Origin of the sequence: Rhodococcus sp. ARP2, from assembly GCF_001029585.1 — a bacterium.
GTDB lineage: Bacteria > Actinomycetota > Actinomycetes > Mycobacteriales > Mycobacteriaceae > Rhodococcus_F > Rhodococcus_F erythropolis.
The window spans coordinates 1-22,321 of sequence record NZ_LEKE01000053.1; the positions used below are offsets into that span (position 1 = coordinate 1).

A 22,321-nucleotide genomic window follows, 5' to 3' on the forward strand; every position below is an offset into this window, starting at 1 on the left:
TGTCCGGCGCCCGCATCGCCCTGCACCTCGCCCTCGAACTGCAACGCCGCGGCGGCGGCATCGGCGCAGCCGCACTCTGCGGCGGCGGCGGACAAGGCGACGCACTCATCATCCGCGTCCCCAAGGCTTGAGTGTCTAAATACACCTGAACGAGCGCTCTCGCTCTGCGACGCCCCGTGGTTTTGCTCACACAACTACGGGGCGTCGTAGTTGTTCGGGCACAATGGCCTCATGGCGAACATCTTTGACGTATCCACTCCCGCGAAACGCTTCCGTCTGGTGGCGTGGTGGGAAGCTGTGACCTGGGCGGCCTTGCTGGTTGCCATGTTCTTCAAGTGGGTCCTCGGACACGAAGAAGCGATTCGCATCCCCGGAATGGTCCACGGCACCGCGGGCTTCCTGGTGTTCATCGTTGTTGCTCTGCTGACCGCGTGGTCGCTCAAGTGGGACATCAAGACCACGATCCTTGCGCTGATCTCGAGCGTTCCCCCGTTCGGCACCGTCATATTCGAACGCTGGGCAGTGCGAAACGGCAAGCTCGGCGAGCTGTCCACGGAGTTCGAGGCGTCCAAGGGCAACGCGGCGCTCGTCTGAGTGCTGCATCCCTCTACGTAGCTTCGCGCAACTCGTGACAAACTGGGAGTCGTGACTCGACCAGGTTCCAGGCCCCCCGCGCGTTCGTCCGCAGTTGCTGCCGCCATGAGCGGCGCAGTCGACTTGTCCGCCTTCAAAGAGCGGGCCACGGCCCCACCACCGCCGCGTAACACCAGCGGCGACGGGGCCGTTTCTGCTGTCTCCGAGGCAGTGATCGAGGTGACCGAGGAGAACTTCGAAAGCGAAGTCCTGCTCAAGTCGAGCCAGGTGCCGGTCATCGTCAATATCGGTGGCCGCGCATACGAGCCCTCGGTCGTGTTCACCGAAGTTCTCGAATCATTGGCGGCGCGCGCCGGCGGCAAGTGGATTCTTGCCAACGTCGACGTCGACGTGAGTCCTCGCATCGCGCAGGCATTCGGTGTCCAGTCGGTGCCGACGGTTGTTGCCGTCGCAGCTGGTCAGCCGTTGGCCGATTTTCAGGGCGCTCAGCCAGAGGCGCAGCTCAGTCAGTGGTTCGACGCAGTGCTCCAAGCTGTCGAGGGCAAGTTGAGTGGGCCGGTGTCCGACGGGGACGAAGCGGTGGAGGAGGTCGAGGATCCACGCTTCGTGGCCGCTGAAACCGCGCTGGACGAGGGTGATCTCGACGCCGCCATCGCTGCTTACCAGGTGATTCTCGACGCCGAACCCAACAATGCGGAGGCCAAGAGCGCTGTCCGCCAGGTGAAGTTCATGGCTCGGGTTCAGGGCGTCGATCCCGAGTCGATTGCGGCCGCGGATGCTGATCCGTCCAATCTCGAACTGCAGTTCGCTGCAGCCGACCTGGAAATGTTCGCCCAGCAACCCGAGGCTGCGTTCGCTCGCTTGATCTCGGTGGTATCGCGAACCGCCGGCGACGACAAGGCCGCAGCGCGGACGCGCCTGCTCGAACTGTTCGAACTGTTCGACCCGGCAGAACCGATCGTCATCGCGGCCCGGCGTAAGTTGGCTTCCGCTCTCTACTGACGTGTGGACCGGCAGCCGCTACTCCGTGTAGCGGCTGTCGCACACTTCCCGGCCACCCAGTACACCGGTCCGGAACGCGTCTACGCGTGCAAACCCGCTCGGCACCGTCTCACCGTTGACGTCACTGGCGGCGAGGCCGTCAGTCAGCAGCCCCGATACGGCTTCGTCGAGGTCGCCGGGGGAGAGTGTGACCTGAGCTCCGGACGCCGCGGCGTTGGTGGGACTGAGCGCTGCGGTGATGACGCCTGACAGGCAGGCGGCGCGCAAGGCAGTCTGCGGAGTGTCGAGCGATTGGCCGTTCTCCTTCTGCATCGCGAGGGTGTACCTCGACGCGAGCAGGACGTAGGCGTTGTAGTCACCGGTGATGTTGGTCTGGATCAACTCACGTCGTCCGACGCGACCCGGCGTGCCGCGCTCGGCCAGGTCGTCGACGCTGATTCCGATGGTGTTCGTCGACGGGCAGTACGAGACGGGCTCGGTCGCAACGGCGTCGCTGCACCCGGTGTCTGCGCCGGTGAACACGACCTTCGGCGGCTCGGGTAGATCGAAGATCGCTTGGAATGTCTTCACGAACTCGTCGAGCGTTGCCTCGGTGACAGGCAGTTCTCCGGAGTCGTTGCCTTCGGCGAACTGCTGCGGGAGGTCTGCGCGTCGTGACTCGATTTCGTCGGCGTCCATCTTCGCGCAGGCGCCGGCGCCGTCGGTGAAGCCGATCTGAGTGGCGGTGACGCGCTCGAACGCCGAACCATGGTGGCTCTCAGGATCATTAGGGTCTTCGTCGCGGATGGCGACCGCCGAGGCCAACACCTTGTTGAGGCCATCGGAGGTGTTCATCGTGAAGTGTGCGGCCTTGTCCTCGGCGACGTGCCGCAAGAAGGCGCCACCGAAACAGTCGGCTTGCTGTTCTCGCACCAGGGCCGCATCTCGTTTGCCGCCGACGATCCCGGCTTTGCGTTGAACGGCGTGGCCGTACTCGTGCGCGAAAATGAAGGCGACGGCCACTTCGCCGAACTTCTCGCGTACCTCGGGCAGTAGCAGTTCGCGATCCCAACCGATGGTGTGATCGATGCTGCAGTACCCGGCGTTGATGAGTTCTTCGGTGGTCTCTTCGCAGAAGTCCGGTCCGTTCGATTCGGTGGGGTCCCACGAGATCAGCTCGTCAACCGGCTCGAAGGGCTTGTCGAACAGAGCCGGGTACTCGGCGGCCCAGTAAGTTTCGATGTCGGTGATGGCGTTGGCCGCCAGGGCGTCGATGTCCCCGCCGTCGGTACCGGTGATTGCTCGGTCCGCATTGGGGGCTCCCGGGCGCAATCCGCTGGGGCCTGCTGTTGCGTCGAGTCCGGCGACGCGGAACGGATCGTGATAGATCGAGACGGCGTGCCCGTTCGTTCCGCTGGCACAACCGGCGAGCAGTGCGGCCACTGCGAACAGTGACGACGTGACAATGACTACTCGCCGGCCGACCATCAACGCTCCAGACTTATCCAAATCGCTCCAGCAGCTGGCAGCGCCACCTGTGCGGAGGCTGGCCGACCGTGCCACGAACGCGACGTTGCCGTGACCGCTCCGAGGTTCCCGACTCCGGAGCCGCCATACACCTCGGCATCGGTGTTGAGAATTTCCACCCATCGGCCGGGCTCTGGTAGCCCGACGCGGTAGCTCGAGTGCTCACTGCCCGAAAAGTTGAACAGGCAGGCGACAATCGAACCGTCAGTACCGTAACGCAGAAAACTGAGGACGTTGTTCTCGGTGTCGTTGGCGTCGATCCAGGAGTATCCGCCGGGGGAGGTGTCGAGGGTCCACATCGCCGGATGGCGTCGGTACGCGGAGTTGAGATCTCCGACCAGTCGCTGGACGCCGCGGTGGAGAGTGCCGGTGTACTGATCGTCGAGTTGCCACCAGTCGAGGCCGCGTTCTTCGGACCATTCCGCGCTCTGACCGAACTCCTGTCCCATGAACAGCAGTTGCTTGCCCGGATGCGCCCACATGTACGCAAGCAGTGAGCGCAGGCCGGAAGCCTTGGCGAAGTCGTTGCCGGGCATCCGGGTCCACAGAGTTCCCTTGCCGTGCACCACTTCGTCATGGCTGATCGGTAGCAGGTAGTTCTCACTCCACGCGTACATCAGCGAGAAAGTGATCTCGTGATGGTGGTAAGTCCGGTGCACCGGGTCGTGACCGAGGAACCCGAGGGTGTCGTGCATCCACCCCATGTTCCACTTCATGTTGAACCCGAGGCCACCGACATTGGTCGCCCGAGTGACTCCGGGCCACGCCGTCGACTCCTCGGCGACGGTGACGACTCCTCGGTGGTTCTTGTGGACGGTGGCGTTCATCTCCTGCAGGAACGCAACAGCTTCGAGATTCTCGCGGCCACCGTGAATGTTGGGAGTCCATCCACCTTCCGGACGTGAGTAGTCCAGGTACAGCATCGATGCGACGGCGTCGACGCGCAGTCCGTCGATGTGGAACTCCTCGAGCCAGAAGAGCGCGTTGGCGACGAGGAAGTTCCGGACCTCGCGGCGACCGAAGTCGAATACGTATGTGCCCCAGTCCAACTGCTCGCCGCGACGCGGATCGGCGTGCTCGTACAACGGCGTTCCGTCGAAACGGGCAAGCGCCCATTCGTCTTTGGGGAAGTGTGCAGGCACCCAGTCGACGATGACGCCTATCCCTGCGGCATGCAGGTGGTCGACGAACCACCGGAAGTCATCCGGGGTGCCGAAGCGGGAGGTCGGTGCGTAGTACGAGGTGACCTGGTACCCCCACGATCCACCGAACGGATGCTCGGAGACGGGCAGCAGTTCGACGTGGGTGAATCCGGTTTCGGTGACGTATACGGCGAGTTGCTCGGCCATCTGCCGGTAGTCGAGTCCCGGACGCCACGATCCGAGGTGCACCTCGTACACGCTCATCGGGGACTGCGAAGGGTCGACACCAGCGCGGGTTTCCAGCCAGGCCGCGTCGTTCCATTCGTGCGAACTGGTGGTCACTCGCGACGCCGTCGCCGGCGGTACCTCGGTACCGAATGCCATGGGATCGGCCTTGTCGCGAACCGAGCCGTCGTGGCCGTGGACCCGGAACTTGTACAGCGAACCGACTGCGATGTCGGGCAGGAAGAGTTCCCAGACCCCGGTGGAGCCGAGGACTCGCATGGGGGCGAATTGCCCACTCCACCCGTCGAAGTCGCCGACGACGGTCACGCCGCGGGCGGCCGGAGCCCAGACGGCGAACGAGGTGCCGTCGACGGGTCCGTCCGGTGTCTCGTACGAACGCGGATGTGCGCCGAGGATGTCCCACAGTCGTTCGTGCCGACCTTCGCCGAACAGGTGAAGGTCGAGTTCACCGAGAGTCGGCAGGAATCGGTAAGGGTCGGCTGCGAGAACCGTGTGGCCACCCGGGTACGTCACGGAATAGCGATAGTCGATCAGGTCGGGGTAGGGGACCAGGGCCGCGAATATTCCGTTCGAAACATGTTCGAGAGGAAAGGTTTTGCCGCCGATGACGGCGCTGACGGACTCGGCGTTGGGACGCAACGCTCGAAGAACGGTGCCGTCGGCGTGGGGATGGGCGCCGAGGACACTGTGCGGATCGTGATGTTCACCGCGCGCCAACAGTTCCAGATCGTGATTGTCCGGCGCGATACCCGAAGGGGACTTTTCGGTTGGCATCACTTGCCTCCACCTGCGCGGTGCGCATTGCGAGCTTGGTAGGCCAGAGAGATCCGGGCCGGATACGGAACGGGTGGGAGCGCGAGGATGTGCGCCACCGAACGCCAGGGCTCGAGCCGGACGAAATTGGCCTGGCCCCAATTGAACTGCTCGCCGGTAACCTCGTCGAGCACGGTCATGTGGTCGTGCCATTCGCGTCCGAGCGCCGGCATGTCCAACCAGACGGTGCCCTCTTCTGCCGCGAACGGGTTGAGGTTGATCACCGTCAGGACGGCGTCACCGGTCGAGGCGTCGAACTTCGAGTAGGCGATCAACGCGTCGTTGTCGATGTGGTGAAAGTGCAGGTTCCGCAACTGCTGCAGGGCCGGGTGTGCACGCCGGATGCGGTTGAGAGCGGTGATCCACGGCTCGAGAGATTCGCCTCGCGCGGCTGCTTCGGCGAAACGGCGCGGCCGAAGTTCGTATTTCTCGGAGTCGAGGTATTCCTCGCTGCCGGGGCGAACGGCTTGGTGTTCGTAGAGTTCGTAACCGGAGTAGACGCCCCACGTCGGCGCCAGGGTGGCGGCGAGAGCTGCTCGCAGTGCAAACATTCCGGGCCCACCGTGCTGGAGGGACTCGTGCAGGATGTCCGGTGTGTTCACGAAAAGGTTCGGTCGGGCTTCGTCGGCCTTTGCCGCCAGCTCGTTACCGAATTCGGTGAGCTCCCACTTCGCAACTCGCCAGGTGAAGTACGTGTACGACTGCGTGAACCCGCGCCGGGCAAGGCCGTACATGCGGGCCGGACGAGTGAAAGCCTCGGCGAGGAACAAGACGTCGGGGTCGGTTTTCTTGACTTCCGAGATGAGTGTTTCCCAGAAGTTGGGCGGCTTGGTGTGCGGGTTGTCGACACGAAAGATCTTGACTCCGGCGTTGATCCAGTGGCGGACCACGCGCAGGATTTCCTTGTCCAGACCGCGAGGATCGGTGTCGAAGTTGATCGGGTAGATGTCCTGATACTTCTTGGGCGGGTTCTCGGCGTAGGCGATGGTGCCGTCGGGAAGGACGTTGAACCACTCCGGATGCTTCTGAGCCCATGGATGATCCGGGGCGCACTGCAGCGCGAGATCCAGTGCCACTTCGAGATCCAGCTTGCGGGCCGCAGCGACGAAGGCCTTGAAGTCCTTGAGCGTGCCGAGTTGGGGGTGAACAGCGTCGTGCCCGCCGTCGGCAGAGCCGATCGCCCACGGCGAACCAACGTCGCCGGGTTCGGGGGTGAGGGTGTTGTTGCGACCCTTGCGGTTGATCTCGCCGATGGGATGGATCGGCGGAAGGTAGACGACGTCGAAACCCATTGCGGCGATGCGGGGCAGGTCTTCGGCAGAGGTACGGAACGTGCCGTGCTGCGGTACTCCGTTCTCGTCCCATCCACCGGTCGAACGGGGGAAGAACTCGTACCAGGAGCCGAACAGTGCACGGCTGCGATCGACGACGACAGGGTGGGACTCGCCCTTGGTGACCAGCTCGCGAAGCGGAGTAGCGCGGAGCAGTTCGGCGACGTCGGAGGCGAAGGCCGGAGCGACGCGAGCAGTCAGCGCCTGATCGCTGCGCAGCGACGCCGTGACGGCCTCGAGTCTGGACCTGTTGCCCCGCGGCACTTCGTGCGCGGCCTGTTCGAACAGGCGCGCACCGATTTCCAAGTCGTTGGCCAACTCGGCCGCCCCCTGCCCGACGGCGAGCTTTGCTTCCACGGCGTGCTTCCAGGTGGCGATGGGATCGCTCCACGCCTCGATCCGGAACGACCACATACCTTCGGCGGACGGCGTGAACACCGCGTCGACGGTGTCCGGTTCGGTCCCGGGATCCATCGGAATGCGCAGCGGCTTGGTACCGCGCGGACCACGCACGACAAGAGTGGCGGAAATGGCGTCGTGGCCTTCTCGCCACACCGTGGCGTGCACCGGGAAGACTTCACCGACCACGGCCTTTGCCGGATAGTTACCCGAGATCTCGGGTACCACGTCGTCGATACCGAGGCGTCCTGACACGGGAAGCTCCATTTCTGATGATGGATCGCGGTAAAACTTTCTTTCGCCGGGTTCAACCGTAGTGGGTGCGACGCTGGAGTGCTGATAACGACGAATTCGGGTCTGTCGGTGGTCAGGTCGGCTCGGGCGTTCGGTTCCACCGGACAGAGTGCAAGGAACTCGACTAGGGTTCGCGGGGTGAAAGCCTTGCGTCGGTTCACTGTCCGAGCCCACATTCCGGAGCGCCTCGCCGCGCTCGGCCCCCTGTCCACCAACCTTCGGTGGTCGTGGCATCCCGAGACACAGGATCTGTTCTCGCGACTCGACCCCGAACTCTGGCAAGCAGTCCAGTTCGATCCGGTCCGCATGCTCGGGGAAGTCAACCCCACCCGTCTCGACGAACTCAGCAGTGACGAGGCATTTCTCGGTGACCTCGACACTGCAGCAGCCGATCTCGATGCCTATCTGAGCACGCCGCGCTGGTATCAGTCCCAGCAGGCCAAGGGCACATCGTTGGCCGGCGGAATTGCGTACTTCTCCATGGAGTTCGGAGTCAGCGAAGTTCTGCCCAACTACTCCGGTGGATTGGGCATCCTCGCGGGCGATCACCTCAAGGCCGCGTCCGACCTCGGGCTGCCGCTCATCGGCGTCGGACTGCTCTACCGATCCGGCTACTTCCGCCAGTCACTGACTGCCGACGGTTGGCAGGCCGAGCACTACCCGCCGCACGACCCTCAAGGGTTGCCTCTTCGTTTGCTGACGGACGCAGGCCCGACTTCCGACGACGGATCACCGGTCGTCATTCACGTCGCCATGCCCGGTGGACGAGTGCTGCGTGCGCGAGTGTGGATCGCTCAGGTCGGACGAGTGCCGTTGCTGCTGCTCGATTCCGACATCGCCGAGAACGACGCGGATCTGCGCGGCGTCACTGACCGTCTCTACGGTGGGGACCAGGATCACCGCATCAAGCAGGAGATCCTCGCAGGTATCGGCGGCGTCCGTGCGGTGCGTGCCTACACCGCGGCGTACGGATTGCCCGATCCCGAGGTTTTCCACATGAACGAGGGGCATGCCGGATTCCTCGGCATCGAACGGATTCGGGAACTTGTGACCACCAGCGGTCTGGACTTCGATTCGGCTCTGGCCGCGGTCCGCGCCGGAACGGTCTTCACGACGCATACTCCGGTTCCCGCCGGAATCGACCGCTTCCCGGCGGATCTGGTCCGTCACTACTTCGGCGGAGCGAACGGCGAGAACGAATCGAGTTTGCTTCCCGGTCTGACCGTCGACCGCATAGTCGGGATGGGGCGCGAATCCGATCCGTCGATCTTCAACATGGCGCACATGGGTCTTCGCCTGGGCCAGCGAGCCAATGGCGTCTCGAAGTTGCACGGCATCGTCAGTCGCGACATGTTCAACGGTCTCTGGCCGGGATTCGACGCCGACGAGGTGCCGATCGGATCGGTCACCAACGGTGTCCACGCTCCGACGTGGGCTGCGCCGGAGTGGATGGACGTGGCCAGGCGGATCGTGGGGCAGGAGCAACTCGAAGAAGCGCGCGGTTGGGAGCGCCTACACGAGTTGTCGGCCACCGAACTGTGGGAGACACGTAATGCGTTGCGCGGCAAGTTGGTCGACGAAGTCCGTCGTCGCGTCCGAGCGTCGTGGCTCGAACGCGGCGCGACCGAAGCTGAACTCGGCTGGACTACTGGAGTTTTCGATCCCAACGTCTTGACTGTCGGATTCGCCAGGCGCGTGCCTACGTACAAGCGGTTGACGCTGATGCTCCGTGATCCCGAGCGTCTGCGTGCGATGTTGCTCGACGAGAAGCGTCCGGTGCAGTTGGTGGTGGCCGGTAAGTCGCACCCCGCCGACGACGGCGGTAAGGCACTCATCCAGCAGGTCGTACGGTTCGCCGACGAAGCGGATGTGCGTCACCGCATCGTCTTCCTGCCCGACTACGACATGTCGATGGCCCGCTACCTCTACTGGGGCTGCGACGTGTGGCTCAACAACCCACTTCGCCCACTCGAGGCGTGCGGCACTTCCGGCATGAAGTCCGCGCTCAACGGTGGACTCAACCTCTCCATTCGCGACGGATGGTGGGACGAGATGTACGACGGCGAGAACGGGTGGGCCATTCCGACGGCCGACGGTGTTCTCGACGACGTGCGGCGTGACGATCTGGAAGCCAGCGCGCTCTACGAACTTCTCGAGCACGCGGTACTGCCGACGTTCTACGACCGTGATGCAGCCGATCTGCCGACACGCTGGGTCGAGAGGGTTCGCCACACCCTCGAGAATCTGGGCCCGAAGGTGTTGGCATCACGCATGGTTCGTGACTACGCCGTCGACTACTACGCCCCTTCGGCGGAATCAGCTCGAGCGGTAGTGGCGGACGATTTTGCCGGCGCGCGTGAGGTGGCCGAGTTCCGTCGTCGCATCGAATCGCAGTGGCCGTCGGTCGCCGTCGAGCAGGTGGACGGTTCCGGCTTGCCGGACACTCCGGAGATCGGTGCGACCATCTCGTTGAAGGCCAAGGTCCGCCTCGGCGGCTTGTCGGTCTCGGATGTCCAGGTCCAGGCAGTCCTGGGACGCGTCAGTCCGGGCGAGGAACTCACCGACGTGGTGACGTTCCCGATGACACACTTCGGCGCCGAGGAAGAAACCGAGATCTTCGAAGCCGAGGTTGCGCTTCCGGTCTCCGGTTCCGTGGGATACACCGTGCGGGTGCTGCCGCATCACCGGTTGTTGGTCGATGCGTCCGAACTCGGGTTGGTGACCACTCCGAGCGTCTGACGTATTGCATTCTGCCCCGGTCCGTTCGGTCGGTACCGGGGCAGAATTGTGTCCGCGTGAGAACTGGCTCAGGGACGTGAGTCGCGGATGCGGGTGAGCGCCTTGCGGACGACTTCGGGGTTGGTCGTCTCCCAGAAGGGCGGCAGCGATGCGCGAAGGTAACCCGCGTATCTCGCCGTGGCCAGACGCGGATCGAGCACGGCCACCACGCCCTTGTCGTCGGTGCTGCGAAGCAGGCGACCCACGCCCTGTGCCAGGAGCAGCGCCGCGTGATTGGCCGAGACGCTGAGAAAGCCGTTACCGCCATGGGATTCGATGGCTTGTTGGCGAGCCATCAACAGTGGATCGTCCGGGCGCGGGAACGGAATCCGGTCCAAGATGACGAGGCTCAGCGATGGGCCAGGGACATCGACGCCCTGCCACAGGGACAACGTGCCGAACAGTGACGTGGGTTCGTCCTTGGCGAAGGCCTTGACGAGGGTGCCGGTGGCGTCGTCGCCCTGGCACAGGATCGGGGTGTCGAGGCGTTCGCGCATCGCCTCCGACGCGGCTTTGGCGGCGCGCATCGAGGAGAACAAGCCGAGGGTGCGTCCGCCGGCGGCCTCGACGAGTTCGGCGATCTCGTCGAGATAGACCGGGGAGAGGCCGTCTCGGCCGGGCGTGGGCAGGTGGCGGGCGATGTAGATGATGCCGGCCTTGGCATGGTCGAAGGGCGACCCGACGTCGAGTGAGTTCCAGCGGAAAGCCGAAGCGTCAGAAGGTGCTTCGGTGCCGATGGCCGTACCCGAGTCAGGGCGCACCGACGATTCCGCAGGAAGGCCCCAGTTGACGGCGAGACCGTCGAACGATCCGCCGACGGTCAGCGTCGCGGAGGTGAGAACGACGGTGGATTCGGCGAACAGTCGCGAGCGCAGCAATCCACCGACGGAGAGCGGAGCCATCCGGACGGAGCGCCGAACCGATCCGCGGAACTCGTCCGAGGACAGCCAGACGACGTCCTTGCGCTTGGCCGGGTCTGGTTCGTCGAAGGCGGTGAGAATACGCACGGCACTGTCGTGGACGTCGTCGACGGACGAGAGCGCAGCGTTGCGGGCTGCAGCGGCTTCGGGGTCTGCGGCTGCCATGCCCGGTTTGGCCGGACCGATCGCGGTGCGCAGCGACCAGGCCGCATCGCGTATCGCGGCCAGTGCGGGGGCTGCCCCGTCCGGGAGGCCTTCCCATCGACCTGGACGCAATTCCTCGAGGAGTCCCGCCCAACCCTCGCCGGCAGCTTCGAGTCGGTCGGCGTCCTGCTCTTCGGCGATCTTGCCGCAACGCCTGGCCGCGGCACTGATCGACGAAGCTGTGAGATCGGCCGTGGCAACGCCGGTGACGCGGTCGACCAACTCGTGGGCTTCGTCGATCACCACGACGTCATGGTCAGGGAGGATCTGGATGCCGGTGATCGCGTCGATAGCGAGCAGTGCGTGGTTGGTGACGACGACGTCGGCCTTAGACGCCTCGACGCGGGCGCGCTCGGCGAAGCAGTCCTCACCGACCGGGCACTGGTTCTTTCCGATGCACTCGCGGGAGGTGACGCTGACCTGCCGCCACGCCTGATCGGATACGCCCGGTACCAATTCGTCACGATCACCGGTTTCGGTGTCGGAGGACCATTCGGTGAGGCGGACGACCTCCCGGCCGAGACGCGAGACCGTGAACGGATCGAACAACTCGTCCTCGGGTGGCTGTTCGGACGCGCCGGTGTGGATCTTGTTCATGCACAGGTAGTTGTTGCGGCCCTTGAGGATTGCGAACTCGGCGCGCCGGCCGAGTGGCTTCTTCAGTGCATCGGCCAGCCGTGGCAGATCTCGATCGACGAGCTGGCGCTGAAGCGCGATGGTGGCGGTGGACACGACCACAGTGCGCCCAGACTCGACCGCATGGCGCAGGCTCGGAACGAGGTAGGCGAGTGACTTACCGGTACCGGTGCCGGCCTGGACGGCCAGATGCTCGCCCGTGTCGATCGAGTGCGCCACGGCCGACGCCATCGTCAGCTGACTGGTTCGTTCGGCACCGCCGAGCGACCGCACCGCTGTCTGGAGCAGTTCGGGAACGTTCGGGAGTTGATCGGCCACCCACGAAGGTTAATGGATCCCTACGTCAGAAACGTCCACGGATGATTCCCGGGGTAGTTCCCCGGCATTCGAGTCTTCTTCCGACGACGCCTCGTCTCGCCCGATCAGCTGCACTCCCGCCTCCTGCATCTGTACCAATGCCGACTCGATCGTGGCAGTCGACACACCTGCGGTGAAGGGGAGAAGGACCGTCGTGGCGAATCCCGCGCGCGCCGCGTCGATGGCGGTGGCCTTGACACAGTGATCTGTGGCAATGCCGATCACGTCGACGTCGGTGATCTTGTGGGCGCGGAGCCAGTCCTCGAGCGTCGTGCCGTCCTCGGCTGCTCCTTCGAAACCGGAATAGGCCGCGCTGTAGGCGCCCTTGGAGAAGATCGCCGAACCGGCGACGGAAGCGTCGAACGCCGGGTGGAACTCGGCGCCGGCCGTCCCGACGACGCAGTGAATCGGCCAACTGTCGACGAAGTCTGGGGTCTCGGAGAAATGCGCCCCAGGATCGATGTGGAAATCGCGAGTCGCGACTACGGCGTCGTACTCGTGGGAGTTGACGAAATCGTTGACGGCCGCCGCAACCGCAGCGCCGCCGTCGACCGCGAGAGCGCCACCTTCACAGAAATCGTTCTGAACGTCGACGACGATCAGTGCTTTTGCACTCACTGGTGCTCACCTCCGGAGAATCGAACGGGCACAGCCGAGTCTCCGCGCGAGAGCTTGAGTCCTTCCCACGGCAGGCTCACGAGCCCGGCCTTCAGAACTGCGCGGCTCTCTTCGAGCGTCGGTGCGCTCTCGACGACCTTGCCTTCGCGAACCAACGGGATCAGCAGTTCGGTCGCGCCGTCCGCCTCGGAAACCGGAGCGGGCGAGCCGGCAGGGTAGATGACTTCTTCGACGATCGTTCCGGTCGGGCGAACCACGCGCAGTGCCTTCTTGGCGCCGCCGCGAGATGCCTTGTTGGTGCTTCTCTTCTCGACCGCGATTCCGTCGACCTCGACCAGCTTGTAAACCATGCCTGCGGTGGGTGCGCCTGATCCGGTGACCAGTGAAGTACCGACGCCGTACGAGTCGACGGGTTCGGCGCGCAGAGCCGCGATCGCGTACTCGTCCAGGTCGCCGGAGACGACGATGCGTGTCTTGGTAGCACCGAGATCGTCGAGTTGTTGGCGTACCTGACGAGCAAGAACGCCAAGATCGCCGGAGTCGATGCGAACCCCGCCCAGCTCGGGACCGGCAACGGCGACAGCCGTTTTCACACCCTCGGTGATGTCGTAGGTATCGACGAGCAACGTGGTGGATACGCCGAGTGCCGCGACCTGACCGCGGAATGCCGCTGCCTCGTCCGGACCGTCTTCGGTGGTGTGCAGGAGAGTGAAGGCGTGTGCACTGGTACCCGCGCTGGGTACGTCGTGACGCCGCGCGGCTTCGAGGTTGGAGGTGGCGTCGAAGCCGGCGAGATACGCGGCACGTGAAGCGGCGACGGCGGCCTGTTCGTGTGTGCGACGCGAGCCCATCTCGATCATCCGTCGACCGCCCGCTGCGCTCACCATGCGGGCTGCGGCCGAAGCGATCGCGCTGTCGTGGTTGAGGATCGAGAGAATCAAGGTTTCGAGGATGACGCACTCGGCGAACGTTCCGCGGACCGAGAGGATCGGTGAGCCGGGGAAGTAGAAGTCGCCCTCGCGGTAGCCGTCGATGTCACCGGTGAATCGATAGTTGCGCAGCCACTCGACGGTCGTGTCGTCGAGGAATCTCGCAACGATCGCCAGTTCCGGTTCACCGAACCGGAACTGCTCGAGTGCGTCGAGAAGGCGTTCGGTACCGGCGACGACGCCGTAGCGACGACCGTCTGGCAGCCGCCGTGCGAATACCTCGAAACTGCAGTTGCGGAAGGCAGATCCGTCGGCGAGAGCCGCCGAGAGCATGGTCAGTTCGTACTGATCGGTGAGCAGTGCGGTGCTGGCACCGGCGTCGCGGATGTCGGAAATTTGCGTAGGCACGCACACAACTCTATGCGCGAGACGACGTGGGTGGGTGTTGTCGCCTCTCGTCGCGCCGTACCCTGGATACATGGTTTTCGGCGGCGCGACCGTGTCCGGCACTTACTCGGCGAACGTAACGATGAGAGGCGCTACGGCTTCTTCTCCTCAAGCCACGCCCGAGCAGTCGGAGGCTGTTGCGACCATCGAAGCCGCAGATCGGCCCTGGGTGACCATCGTCTGGGACGACCCGGTCAATCTCATGCATTACGTGACTTACGTGTTCCAGAAGTTGTTCGGTTACAGCAAAGCCAAGGCCACCGACCTGATGATGCAGGTCCATTCGGAGGGCAAGGCCGTGGTCTCGAGCGGTTCGCGCGACAAGATGGAGGCCGATGTTCGTCGCCTCCACGCTGCCGGTCTCTGGGCCACGATGCAACGCGACGACACCTGAGAAAAGCCCTGAGAAAAGCACTTTTCGACCGATTTGTTCGCCTAACTCGTAGACGGGAGTCCGACGCGTGCGGACGTGGAGTAGGAAGAGTTCACTCGGCGGAGTGAAGTTCAAGTCCGAGATGGACGGCCACGAGGCGGCGGTTCTGCGCTCGCTCGTGGAGTCGGTGGCCGGGCTTCTCGACGAGCGCGCGTCTTCGGCGCCGCAAGACGAGCTCGCCGCGCTGACGGGCCTTCGTACCGGAAATTCGGAGACGCCCGACAATCCGGTGTTGGCGCGTTTGCTTCCCGACTTCCAGCGCACCGATCCGGACAAGGTCGCTCCGGACAGTGACGATCTCGACGACGCCGGCGCCAATGTCAACGGCGCGCTGCGCAGTTTGCACGAGCCCGAGATCATCGATGCCAAGCGTGAGTCCGCTCGCATGTTGTTGGCTTCGCTTCCGGAGGCCGGCGGCAAGGTCGTTCTCACGCAGGAACAGGCCGATGCGTGGCTGTCCTCGCTCAACGACGTCCGTCTCGCGCTCGGAACCAATCTCGGCATCGACGCCGACACCCCGGAGAGCCTCGAACCCGACGACCCGCGCGCCCCGCATCTCGACGTCTATCACTGGTTGACGTGGATGCAGGACTCCCTCGTCCAGGCGCTCATGCCATGACCACGACGCGGACCGGGCCCACTGATTCACTGACAGATGTCGCCGGCCTCGCTGTCGGTCATCACCACAAGCTCGACGAGGGAGCCACTCTCGGAAGCGGCGCGGCCACCGGCTGCACGGTCGTGCTCGCGTCGGCCGGTGTGGTTGCCGGCGTCGACGTCCGCGGCGGCGGTCCGGGTACCCGCGAGACCGACCTACTCGACCCGAGCCATTCGGTCCAGCAGGTCAATGCCGTGCTGTTGACCGGCGGTAGTGCCTACGGACTTGCCGCGGCCGATGGAGTGATGCGCTGGCTCGAGGAACACGATCGCGGGATCGCGATGGGTGCTCCTGGTCAGGTGGTACCGATCGTGCCCGGCGCCGTGATCTTCGATCTGCCGGTGGGGGACTGGACCGTTCGTCCGACCGGAGACTTCGGATTCCTCGCTGCCGACACCGCTTCGCGCGAATTCGCCACGGGCACGGTCGGCGCCGGGGTAGGTGCCAGAGCCGGAGCGCTCAAGGGTGGGGTGGGAACGGCCAGCGTCGTGATCGCCGACGGCCCGGCCGAGGGTACGACGGTCTCCGCGTTGATCGTGGCGAACCCGGTGGGTTCGGTCTTCGATCCCAGAACTGGCTTGCCGTGGGGCGTCGGCTCGGACGGGGCGGAGTCGTTCGGGCTCAGGCTTCCCGACGCGTCCGAACTCGCGGCGGCCAACGCCGTTGCAGCCAAGGGAACAGTCCTCAACACCACGATCGGTGTGGTCGCCACTGACGCCGCCTTGACAAAAGCCGGGTGCCGACGCGTCGCCGTCGCAGGGCATGACGGTCTGGCTCGTGCGATTCGGCCCGCGCATTCGCCGCTCGACGGCGACACGATCTTTGCACTCGCCACCGGCGATCACACTCCGATTTCGGAGATCGCGGTTCCGGCCGCTTTCCCGAACGATCTGCCGATACTCGACGCGGTGTGTGCCGCCTCGGCGCAGGTTGTCGAACGTGCGATCGTCACAGCGATTCTCGACGCCACGTCGGTAGCCGGAATCCCGAGCTACCGCGAACTCTTTCCGTCGGCATTTCTCTAGGCAGCACTCCTGGAATCGGCGGTAATCTCGAATTGAGTCTGGTCGCGAGTGACCGAATCAGAAAACCGGATCGACGGTGGAGGACGCACACGATGACGATGGATTTCAACAATCCGGACTTCGGCACCCGGACGCCGGCACCGAAATCCGGTCCGCCCTCGGTGTGGAAGCAGTCGGCCGTGTTGGTGGGCGGCTTCGCGATCCTGCTCTACGTGATCGAGATCGTGGATGTCATCTCCGGTCAGAACGTCCAGAACGCCGGCGTCACCCCGCGCACGCTCGACGGCCTGTGGGGAATCCTGTTCGCCCCGGTCCTGCACGACGACTGGGCTCACCTGATTGCCAACACCATTCCGGTCCTGATCCTCGGGTTCCTCGTGCTGGTGTCGGGAATTGCGCGCGGACTCGCGGCGACCGGCATCATCTGGGTGATCGGCGGTGTCGGGACCTGGTTGTTCGCCGGCTCGAACTCGAATCACGTCGGTGCGTCCGTGCTGATCTTCGGCTGGGTCACCTACTTGCTGGTGCGCGGGTTCTTCACGCGGAGCTTCACACAGATCCTGATCGGCGTTGCCGTCTTCGTCGTGTACGGCGGAGTGCTGTGGGGCGTTCTCCCGAGCGATCCACGGGTTTCCTGGCAAGGACATCTGTTCGGAGCGATCGGCGGCGTGGTGGCAGCCTGGGCGCTGACGTCGGGGGAGAGGGCCAAGCGCGCAGGGTCGGCGCCGGCCGTTCGACCACCGAGTTTCTGAACGGACGTGGGTCACACCCTCGCTGCGGTGTGACTTCGACGCGCCAAAACCACCAAGAGCTTTTTTCCAGACGGGTAGACGTGGCAGCATGACCGGTATGCGCATGACCGTCCTGGGGTGTTCCGGCAGCGTCACGGGTCCGGATTCACCGGCTTCGGGATACCTGCTCACGGCACCGGGAACTCCGCCGCTCGTGATCGACTTCGGCCCGGGAGTTCTTGGGGCGTTGCAGCGATACGCCGATCCGGGCGAGGTGACGATCCTGCTTTCGCACCTTCATGCGGACCACTGTCTCGACATGCCCGGCCTGCTCGTCTGGCGTCGCTATCACCCCAACCCACCGGTCGGGCGGGCTCTGGTTTACGGCCCCACCGACACGGCCTGCCGCATCGGAGTGTCCTCCGCCGAGTGTGCCGGCGAGATGGATGACATCTCCGACACCATCGACGTCCGGCTCTGGGCCGAGAACGAGCCGGTGACGTTCGGAGAACTGAGCGTCGTCGCCCGTCGGATGAATCATCCTCCCGAGGCTTACGGTTTCCGGATCACCGGCGCCGACGGCCGCGTGCTCGTCTACACCGGCGACACGGGTATGTGTGACAACGTCGTCGAACTCGCCCGTGGAGCGGACGTGTTGCTCTCCGAAGCTTCGTGGACCGACAGTCCGGATCGCCCCGAGGGAGTTCACCTCTCCGGTAAGGAAGCCGGCCGTGTGGCTGCCCTCGCCGGCGTCAAGGAACTTCTCCTCACGCACATCCCGCCGTGGACCTCCCGCGAAGACGTGATCGCCGAAGCGAAATCCGAATTCTCCGGACCAGTCCATGCCGTCTCCGCCGGAAGCGTCTACGACATCTGATTCCCCTCACATTCGATGCAGTGCCGACCGGGCGACCGCTAGGCTCACGAAGGTGACTACACGAGAAGACGGTAGGGCGGACGACGAGCTCCGCACGGTCAAGATCACCCGGGGGTTCACCAGTCATCCGGCCGGATCCGTTCTGGTCGAGTTCGGGAACACTCGCGTCATGTGCACGGCCAGCGTCGAAGAGGGTGTACCCCGCTGGCGCAAGGGCTCCGGCTTGGGTTGGCTGACAGCCGAATACGCGATGCTTCCCGCCGCCACGCACACACGCAGTGGCCGCGAATCGGTCAAGGGCAAGGTCGGCGGCCGTACGCAGGAGATCAGTCGACTCATCGGCCGATCACTTCGGGCCTGCATCGATCTCGCTGCGATCGGCGAGAACACCATCGCCCTGGACTGTGATGTCCTCCAGGCCGACGGCGGTACCCGCACCGCGGCAGTGACGGGGGCGTATGTGGCCCTGGTCGACGCCGTGACGTACCTGCGCGCAGCCGACCTGCTCTCCGACCCTCAGCCCATCTCGTGTGGCATAGCGGCCGTCAGCGTCGGCGTCGTGGACGGACGAGTGCGCCTCGATCTTCCGTACGAAGAGGATTCGCGCGCCGAGGTCGACATGAATGTCGTGGCCACCGATACCGGCACGCTGGTGGAAATCCAGGGAACCGGTGAGGGCGCCACGTTCCCGCGCTCGACGCTGGACAAGCTGCTCGACTCCGCTCTGGCTGGTTGTGAGCAACTTTTCGAGATCCAGCGTCAAGCGTTGGCCGAGCCGTATCCCGGGGTGCTACCCGAACCGAAGAATCCGGAACCCAAGAAGAAGTTCGGTGCCTGAGCTGTGAGCGTACGAGTATTGGTTGCCAGCCGAAATGCCAAGAAACTGAAGGAACTTCACCGGGTGCTCGACGCCGCTGGAGTGAACGGAATCGAACTGGTCGGGCTCGACGAGGTGCCGCCGTTCCCCGAAGCCCCCGAGACCGGTGCGACGTTCGAGGAGAATGCACTCGCCAAGGCACGTGACGGCGCGGCGGCAACCGGAATGCCTTGCATCGCAGATGATTCCGGTGTCGAGATCGATGCACTCAACGGTATGCCCGGCGTGCTGTCCGCGCGATGGTCGGGCACTCACGGAAACGACGGCGCCAACACGGCGCTTGTCCTGGCTCAGCTGGGAGACGTGCCAGACGAGCGGCGCGGCGCGGCATTCGTCTCCGCCTGTGCACTGGTGATCCCCGGCGGCGACGAGACTGTCGTGCGCGGCGAATGGCGCGGGGTGATCGGCCGAGAACCAGCCGGCGACGGGGGTTTCGGATACGACCCCATCTTCCGTCCGGACGGCGACGCCCGCTCTGCCGCAGAACTCACCCCGGCCGAGAAGGATGCGGCGTCACATCGAGGGCGCGCGCTCGTACAGCTCGTTCCGGCATTGTCCGCACTGGCCGGCTGAACCGAATCCGAAAAGTAGAGCCCTGAACGCGTCTGCGTTCAGGGCTCTACTTTTCGAAACTCTCAGAGCTGATAAGCCTGCTTCACCTGGGCGGTTCGCTTGTGCTCGAACACGAACGACAGGAACGGGATCGTGCCGGCGAGCGCGGTGGCAACCGTCGTACCGGGCTTCCACCGGGCCTTGATCGCCAAGTCGATCGTGAACACGAGATAGAGCATGTAGAACAGGCCGTGGATCTGACCGATGTAGAACAACCACGACGGTGCGTCCGCCGAATTGTCGAGAATCAGGTACTTGTAGACCATCTCACCGGTCAGGAACAGCAGCCAGAGGCCGGTGATCCAGGCGAGAACGCGGTATCGGACGAGCGCCGACGCAACCTTCTTCTGCTTTTCTGCGTTGACTGCGGGGGTAGCGATGCTCGCTTCCGAACCGGTACTCACGTCGTGCTCCTATCGGACTCGCGAGCGGCGAGCTGCGCAAGGTAGTCGTTGTATTCCAGCATTTGGCGGGCTTCAGGGTCGTCGACGTCGAGGTTCACATCGTCGAACTCGGCCTGCGGGCGTTGCGGCAAGAGGTCGGCGGGAATCTCACGCGGCTCCGCGGCGGCTTCCTCGGCTTCGGCCTCTTCGGGGTCCACGTCTTCGAGCTGAACGAACTTGCGATACGCGTACACGACAAACGCCGCGAACAGCGGCCACTGGAACGCGTACCCGAGATTCTGTCCCGAGCCTCCGACGGCTTCGAAGCGCTCCCACTGCCACCAGCCGAGCGCGAGGCAGCCGGCAGCTGACACGATGACCAGCAGAATCAGCGCAGGTCGGCGTTTAGTAGCGTTCTTGGACACACTAAGACGGTACCTGAGAGCTATAGTGCCTCGCCCTGCGATCTCCGACACGGTGTCGTAGAAGCCGTGCCACGGCGTGTCGTAGAAGCCGTGCCACGGCGTGTCGTAGAGGCCGTGCCACGGCGTGTCGTAGAGGCCGTGCCACGGCGTGTCGTAGAAGCCGTGCCACGGCGTGTCGTAGAGGCCGTGCCACAGCGCCTGTGCGCTATGCCCATCCTCACCCGCAACGCCAGGCACTGAACACATTTTCCCAGCTGTGCTGCATCGATAACCTCGGGCGTATCCGAAAGCAGGGGAGTGTTTCATGCACATCAGAGTGATTCGCCCGGTCATCGACACCACACTGACTCCGGCGGTGACAGACGAGGTGGAGCACTGGGCGGCGCCCGGCACGACGGTCGATGTCGTGTCACTGCTCTCTGGCACGGCGAGCATCGAGTCCGAGTACGACGAGGCACTGGCCGGCCCCGGGATCGTGCAGCGGGTCGAAGAGGCGGCAGTCGAAGGCGTCGACGGTGTATTCATCACGTGTTTCGCCGATCCCGGAGTGCATGCCGCCCGAGAGATCATCGACGCACCGGTGGTCGGCGGCTTCGAGCCGTCATTTCTGACAGCGATGAGTCTGGGCGATCGCGTCGGTGTCGTGACCATCCTGCCGAACGTCGTGCCGATGCTCCGATCGCTCACTCGGCGGTATGCGCTCGATAGTCGGCTGGGCAGTATTCGAGTCGTGGACATGCCGGTGCTGGGCCTCACCGATCGGGAGGAACTGATCGATCGACTGGCCGCTCAGGCGTCTGCGGCAGTGCAGAACGGCGAGGCCGATTCCGTCGTTCTCGGTTGCACCGGGATGCTCGGTGTGACCAGTGCAGTCCGAGACAGGCTGCATGGCAAAGGGATTCACGTTCCGGTTGTGGATCCGACGGCGTCGGCGATCACGTGGTTGGAGAGCTCGGTCCGTCTGGGGCTGACGCCGAGCCGGACGACGTACATGACCCCGCCGGTCAAGGCTCGAAAGCGCTGAGCCTGATCTAGAACCGAAAAAGCCCCGCCGGATCTGATCCGGCGGGGCTTTTTCGTTGTGCGCGAGGGGGGACTTGAACCCCCACGTCCTGAGACACTGGAACCTAAATCCAGCGCGTCTGCCAATTCCGCCACTCGCGCGCGGAATTCAAAGGATACGCGAGTGGAATCGCTCGCGGGCACACCACCCTGGTCGGGATGCGCCCGCCCGCTCTCAGGCCGTTTCGGCGAGTGGATCCGCTGCGGGCGGCGTGGTGGATTTCTTCGACCGGCGCGGTTGCTCGGCCGTGCGTTGATACCGCCACGCAGCGTGGGTGAGTGTTGGAACATCGACATCGAGATGTTCGGCAACCGCAACTAGCAACTCGGCTGCGTCGGTGCTCGACAACAATTCCTCGCTACTGCTTGCTTCGGTGGCGAACCGTGCAAGTAGATCTATCGAAGTTGCCGTCAACTTCCCGGACAGGAACACCAGCGTCTCGAAGGTCCTGGGGCCCAGGCCTGGAACGGAGACGACTGCCGAACGGAGGCCTTCGGTGTCCTCGACGTCGGCACCGCACCGGCAACCGGCGTCGGCGAGCGCTTTGGCCGCACGAGCCGCACCCTCGGCTTTGGTGAAGTAGTTGCCCGGCACGCGCTGGCGATTGCCGAGAATCGTTGCGAGCTCGTCGCCACGGTCGGTGAAGGCGGCGAGAGCGGACAAGCTGTCGAGGCGATCGCCTGCGGCTACCGAGCGGTGTGTGCGCCAACGGTCGACGACGGCGCGGACTCCGGTCTTCGGTGTTCCGTAGGCGGCGCGCGACGAGAAGATCGCATCGAGAAGGGCGGCTTCGGACTCGCGCGGCCATCCCTGATTCCAATGCGGCCACGCCTCGCGCGGAAGCTCAGCGCCGATGAATTCGGCCGCTCTGACTACGTCTGTGTCTTTCATGATTTCTCCCCCCGAGAAGTCGTCCGGTGTGGACGCGCTGAACGTAGCGAGGGGGTCCGACAGATGGTGGCCCGGAACGCACGGGATCGACCGTCCGTCAAGGAGGTCACGAATTGGTAACAATAAATAT

General features: G+C 64.4%; 20 protein-coding genes, 1 tRNA gene and 1 pseudogene. 12 read left to right on the forward strand and 10 right to left on the reverse strand.

The window, feature by feature from the left end; all coding sequences use genetic code 11:
• The 3 genes and pseudogenes from ABX74_RS29910 to ABX74_RS13155 all read left to right on the forward strand — a co-directional run.
• Positions 1-131: pseudogene (locus tag ABX74_RS29910) on the forward strand (acetyl-CoA C-acyltransferase); the annotation flags it as partial.
• A 100-nt stretch (positions 132-231) separates the two neighbouring features.
• Entirely contained in the window at positions 232-594 is a 363-nt protein-coding gene (locus ABX74_RS13150) for a DUF3817 domain-containing protein (protein ID WP_020908283.1), read from the forward strand.
• 105 nt (positions 595-699) lie between these two features.
• A complete protein-coding gene (locus ABX74_RS13155) occupies positions 700-1,596 on the forward strand; it encodes a tetratricopeptide repeat protein (RefSeq protein ID WP_047888972.1) in 897 nt (298 codons plus the stop codon).
• An 18-nt stretch (positions 1,597-1,614) separates the two neighbouring features.
• Here the strand turns inward: ABX74_RS13155 and ABX74_RS13160 are convergent, their stop codons facing one another.
• Genes ABX74_RS13160 through ABX74_RS13170 form a run of 3 tightly spaced genes read right to left on the reverse strand, consistent with a single transcriptional unit; the run spans position 1,615 to position 7,288 of the window.
• Positions 1,615-3,063, reverse strand: coding sequence for a neutral zinc metallopeptidase (locus ABX74_RS13160; RefSeq protein WP_020970042.1), 1,449 nt, complete (start codon positions 3,061-3,063; stop codon positions 1,615-1,617).
• On the reverse strand, positions 3,063-5,264 hold the full coding sequence (glgB, locus tag ABX74_RS13165) for a 1,4-alpha-glucan branching protein GlgB (RefSeq protein WP_031331511.1): 2,202 nt from the start codon (positions 5,262-5,264) through the stop codon (positions 3,063-3,065). The genes ABX74_RS13160 and glgB overlap by 1 nt, the downstream gene beginning before the upstream one ends.
• Positions 5,264-7,288, reverse strand: coding sequence for an alpha-1,4-glucan--maltose-1-phosphate maltosyltransferase (locus tag ABX74_RS13170; RefSeq protein ID WP_041816053.1), 2,025 nt, complete (start codon positions 7,286-7,288; stop codon positions 5,264-5,266). Before ABX74_RS13170 ends, glgB begins: the two co-directional genes overlap by 1 nt.
• Before the next feature lie 177 nt (positions 7,289-7,465).
• Between ABX74_RS13170 and glgP the strand changes: the two genes are divergently transcribed.
• Positions 7,466-10,066 carry an alpha-glucan family phosphorylase gene (gene glgP, locus ABX74_RS13175; protein ID WP_047888973.1) on the forward strand — a complete coding sequence of 867 codons (2,601 nt, stop codon included), beginning with the start codon at positions 7,466-7,468 and terminating at the stop codon, positions 10,064-10,066.
• Between the two features lie 68 nt (positions 10,067-10,134).
• On the opposite strand, the gene ABX74_RS13180 is transcribed toward glgP, so the two are convergent.
• The 3 genes from ABX74_RS13180 to ABX74_RS13190 are packed head-to-tail and all read right to left on the reverse strand — an operon-like array spanning position 10,135 to position 14,177.
• Positions 10,135-12,183, reverse strand: a complete 2,049-nt coding sequence (locus tag ABX74_RS13180; RefSeq protein ID WP_019749155.1) for an ATP-dependent DNA helicase — start codon at positions 12,181-12,183, stop codon at positions 10,135-10,137.
• A 9-nt stretch (positions 12,184-12,192) separates the two neighbouring features.
• Entirely contained in the window at positions 12,193-12,840 is a 648-nt protein-coding gene (locus ABX74_RS13185; RefSeq protein WP_021333460.1) for an isochorismatase family protein, read from the reverse strand.
• Positions 12,837-14,177, reverse strand: coding sequence for a nicotinate phosphoribosyltransferase (locus tag ABX74_RS13190; RefSeq protein WP_029255696.1), 1,341 nt, complete (start codon positions 14,175-14,177; stop codon positions 12,837-12,839). Before ABX74_RS13190 ends, ABX74_RS13185 begins: the two co-directional genes overlap by 4 nt.
• 121 nt (positions 14,178-14,298) lie before the next feature.
• Here ABX74_RS13190 and clpS point away from each other — a divergent pair, with 121 nt between their 5' ends.
• The 7 genes from clpS to rdgB all read left to right on the forward strand — a co-directional run bounded on the left by clpS (position 14,299) and on the right by rdgB (position 19,390).
• Positions 14,299-14,610, forward strand: a complete 312-nt coding sequence (gene clpS / locus ABX74_RS13195) for an ATP-dependent Clp protease adapter ClpS (RefSeq protein WP_029255695.1) — start codon at positions 14,299-14,301, stop codon at positions 14,608-14,610.
• Positions 14,611-14,677: 67 nt separating this feature from the next.
• Positions 14,678-15,268, forward strand: coding sequence for a DUF2017 domain-containing protein (locus ABX74_RS13200; protein ID WP_020908274.1), 591 nt, complete (start codon positions 14,678-14,680; stop codon positions 15,266-15,268).
• Entirely contained in the window at positions 15,265-16,332 is a 1,068-nt protein-coding gene (locus ABX74_RS13205) for a P1 family peptidase (protein WP_046378800.1), read from the forward strand. The genes ABX74_RS13200 and ABX74_RS13205 overlap by 4 nt, the downstream gene beginning before the upstream one ends.
• A gap of 92 nt (positions 16,333-16,424) precedes the next feature.
• On the forward strand, positions 16,425-17,084 hold the full coding sequence (locus tag ABX74_RS13210; protein ID WP_020970033.1) for a rhomboid family intramembrane serine protease: 660 nt from the start codon (positions 16,425-16,427) through the stop codon (positions 17,082-17,084).
• Between the two features lie 97 nt (positions 17,085-17,181).
• Entirely contained in the window at positions 17,182-17,940 is a 759-nt protein-coding gene (locus ABX74_RS13215; RefSeq protein WP_007733274.1) for a cyclic nucleotide-degrading phosphodiesterase, read from the forward strand.
• A 52-nt stretch (positions 17,941-17,992) separates the two neighbouring features.
• Complete coding sequence (gene rph / locus ABX74_RS13220) at positions 17,993-18,778, forward strand: ribonuclease PH (RefSeq protein WP_003945332.1); 786 nt, start codon at positions 17,993-17,995, stop codon at positions 18,776-18,778.
• A gap of 3 nt (positions 18,779-18,781) precedes the next feature.
• Positions 18,782-19,390, forward strand: coding sequence for an RdgB/HAM1 family non-canonical purine NTP pyrophosphatase (gene rdgB, locus ABX74_RS13225; RefSeq protein ID WP_047888974.1), 609 nt, complete (start codon positions 18,782-18,784; stop codon positions 19,388-19,390).
• A 62-nt stretch (positions 19,391-19,452) separates the two neighbouring features.
• On the opposite strand, the gene ABX74_RS13230 is transcribed toward rdgB, so the two are convergent.
• Together ABX74_RS13230 and ABX74_RS13235 are read right to left on the reverse strand one after the other, a co-directional pair.
• On the reverse strand, positions 19,453-19,833 hold the full coding sequence (locus ABX74_RS13230; protein WP_003945334.1) for a DUF3817 domain-containing protein: 381 nt from the start codon (positions 19,831-19,833) through the stop codon (positions 19,453-19,455).
• Entirely contained in the window at positions 19,830-20,237 is a 408-nt protein-coding gene (locus tag ABX74_RS13235) for a hypothetical protein (protein WP_021333455.1), read from the reverse strand. The genes ABX74_RS13230 and ABX74_RS13235 overlap by 4 nt, the downstream gene beginning before the upstream one ends.
• Before the next feature lie 304 nt (positions 20,238-20,541).
• Between ABX74_RS13235 and ABX74_RS13240 the strand changes: the two genes are divergently transcribed.
• Positions 20,542-21,261, forward strand: a complete 720-nt coding sequence (locus ABX74_RS13240; RefSeq protein WP_047888975.1) for an aspartate/glutamate racemase family protein — start codon at positions 20,542-20,544, stop codon at positions 21,259-21,261.
• Positions 21,262-21,319: 58 nt separating this feature from the next.
• Here the strand turns inward: ABX74_RS13240 and ABX74_RS13245 are convergent.
• Positions 21,320-21,401 (reverse strand) — tRNA-Leu (locus ABX74_RS13245).
• A 73-nt stretch (positions 21,402-21,474) separates the two neighbouring features.
• Entirely contained in the window at positions 21,475-22,191 is a 717-nt protein-coding gene (locus ABX74_RS13250; RefSeq protein ID WP_047888976.1) for a hypothetical protein, read from the reverse strand.
• Positions 22,192-22,321 lie beyond the last annotated feature (130 nt).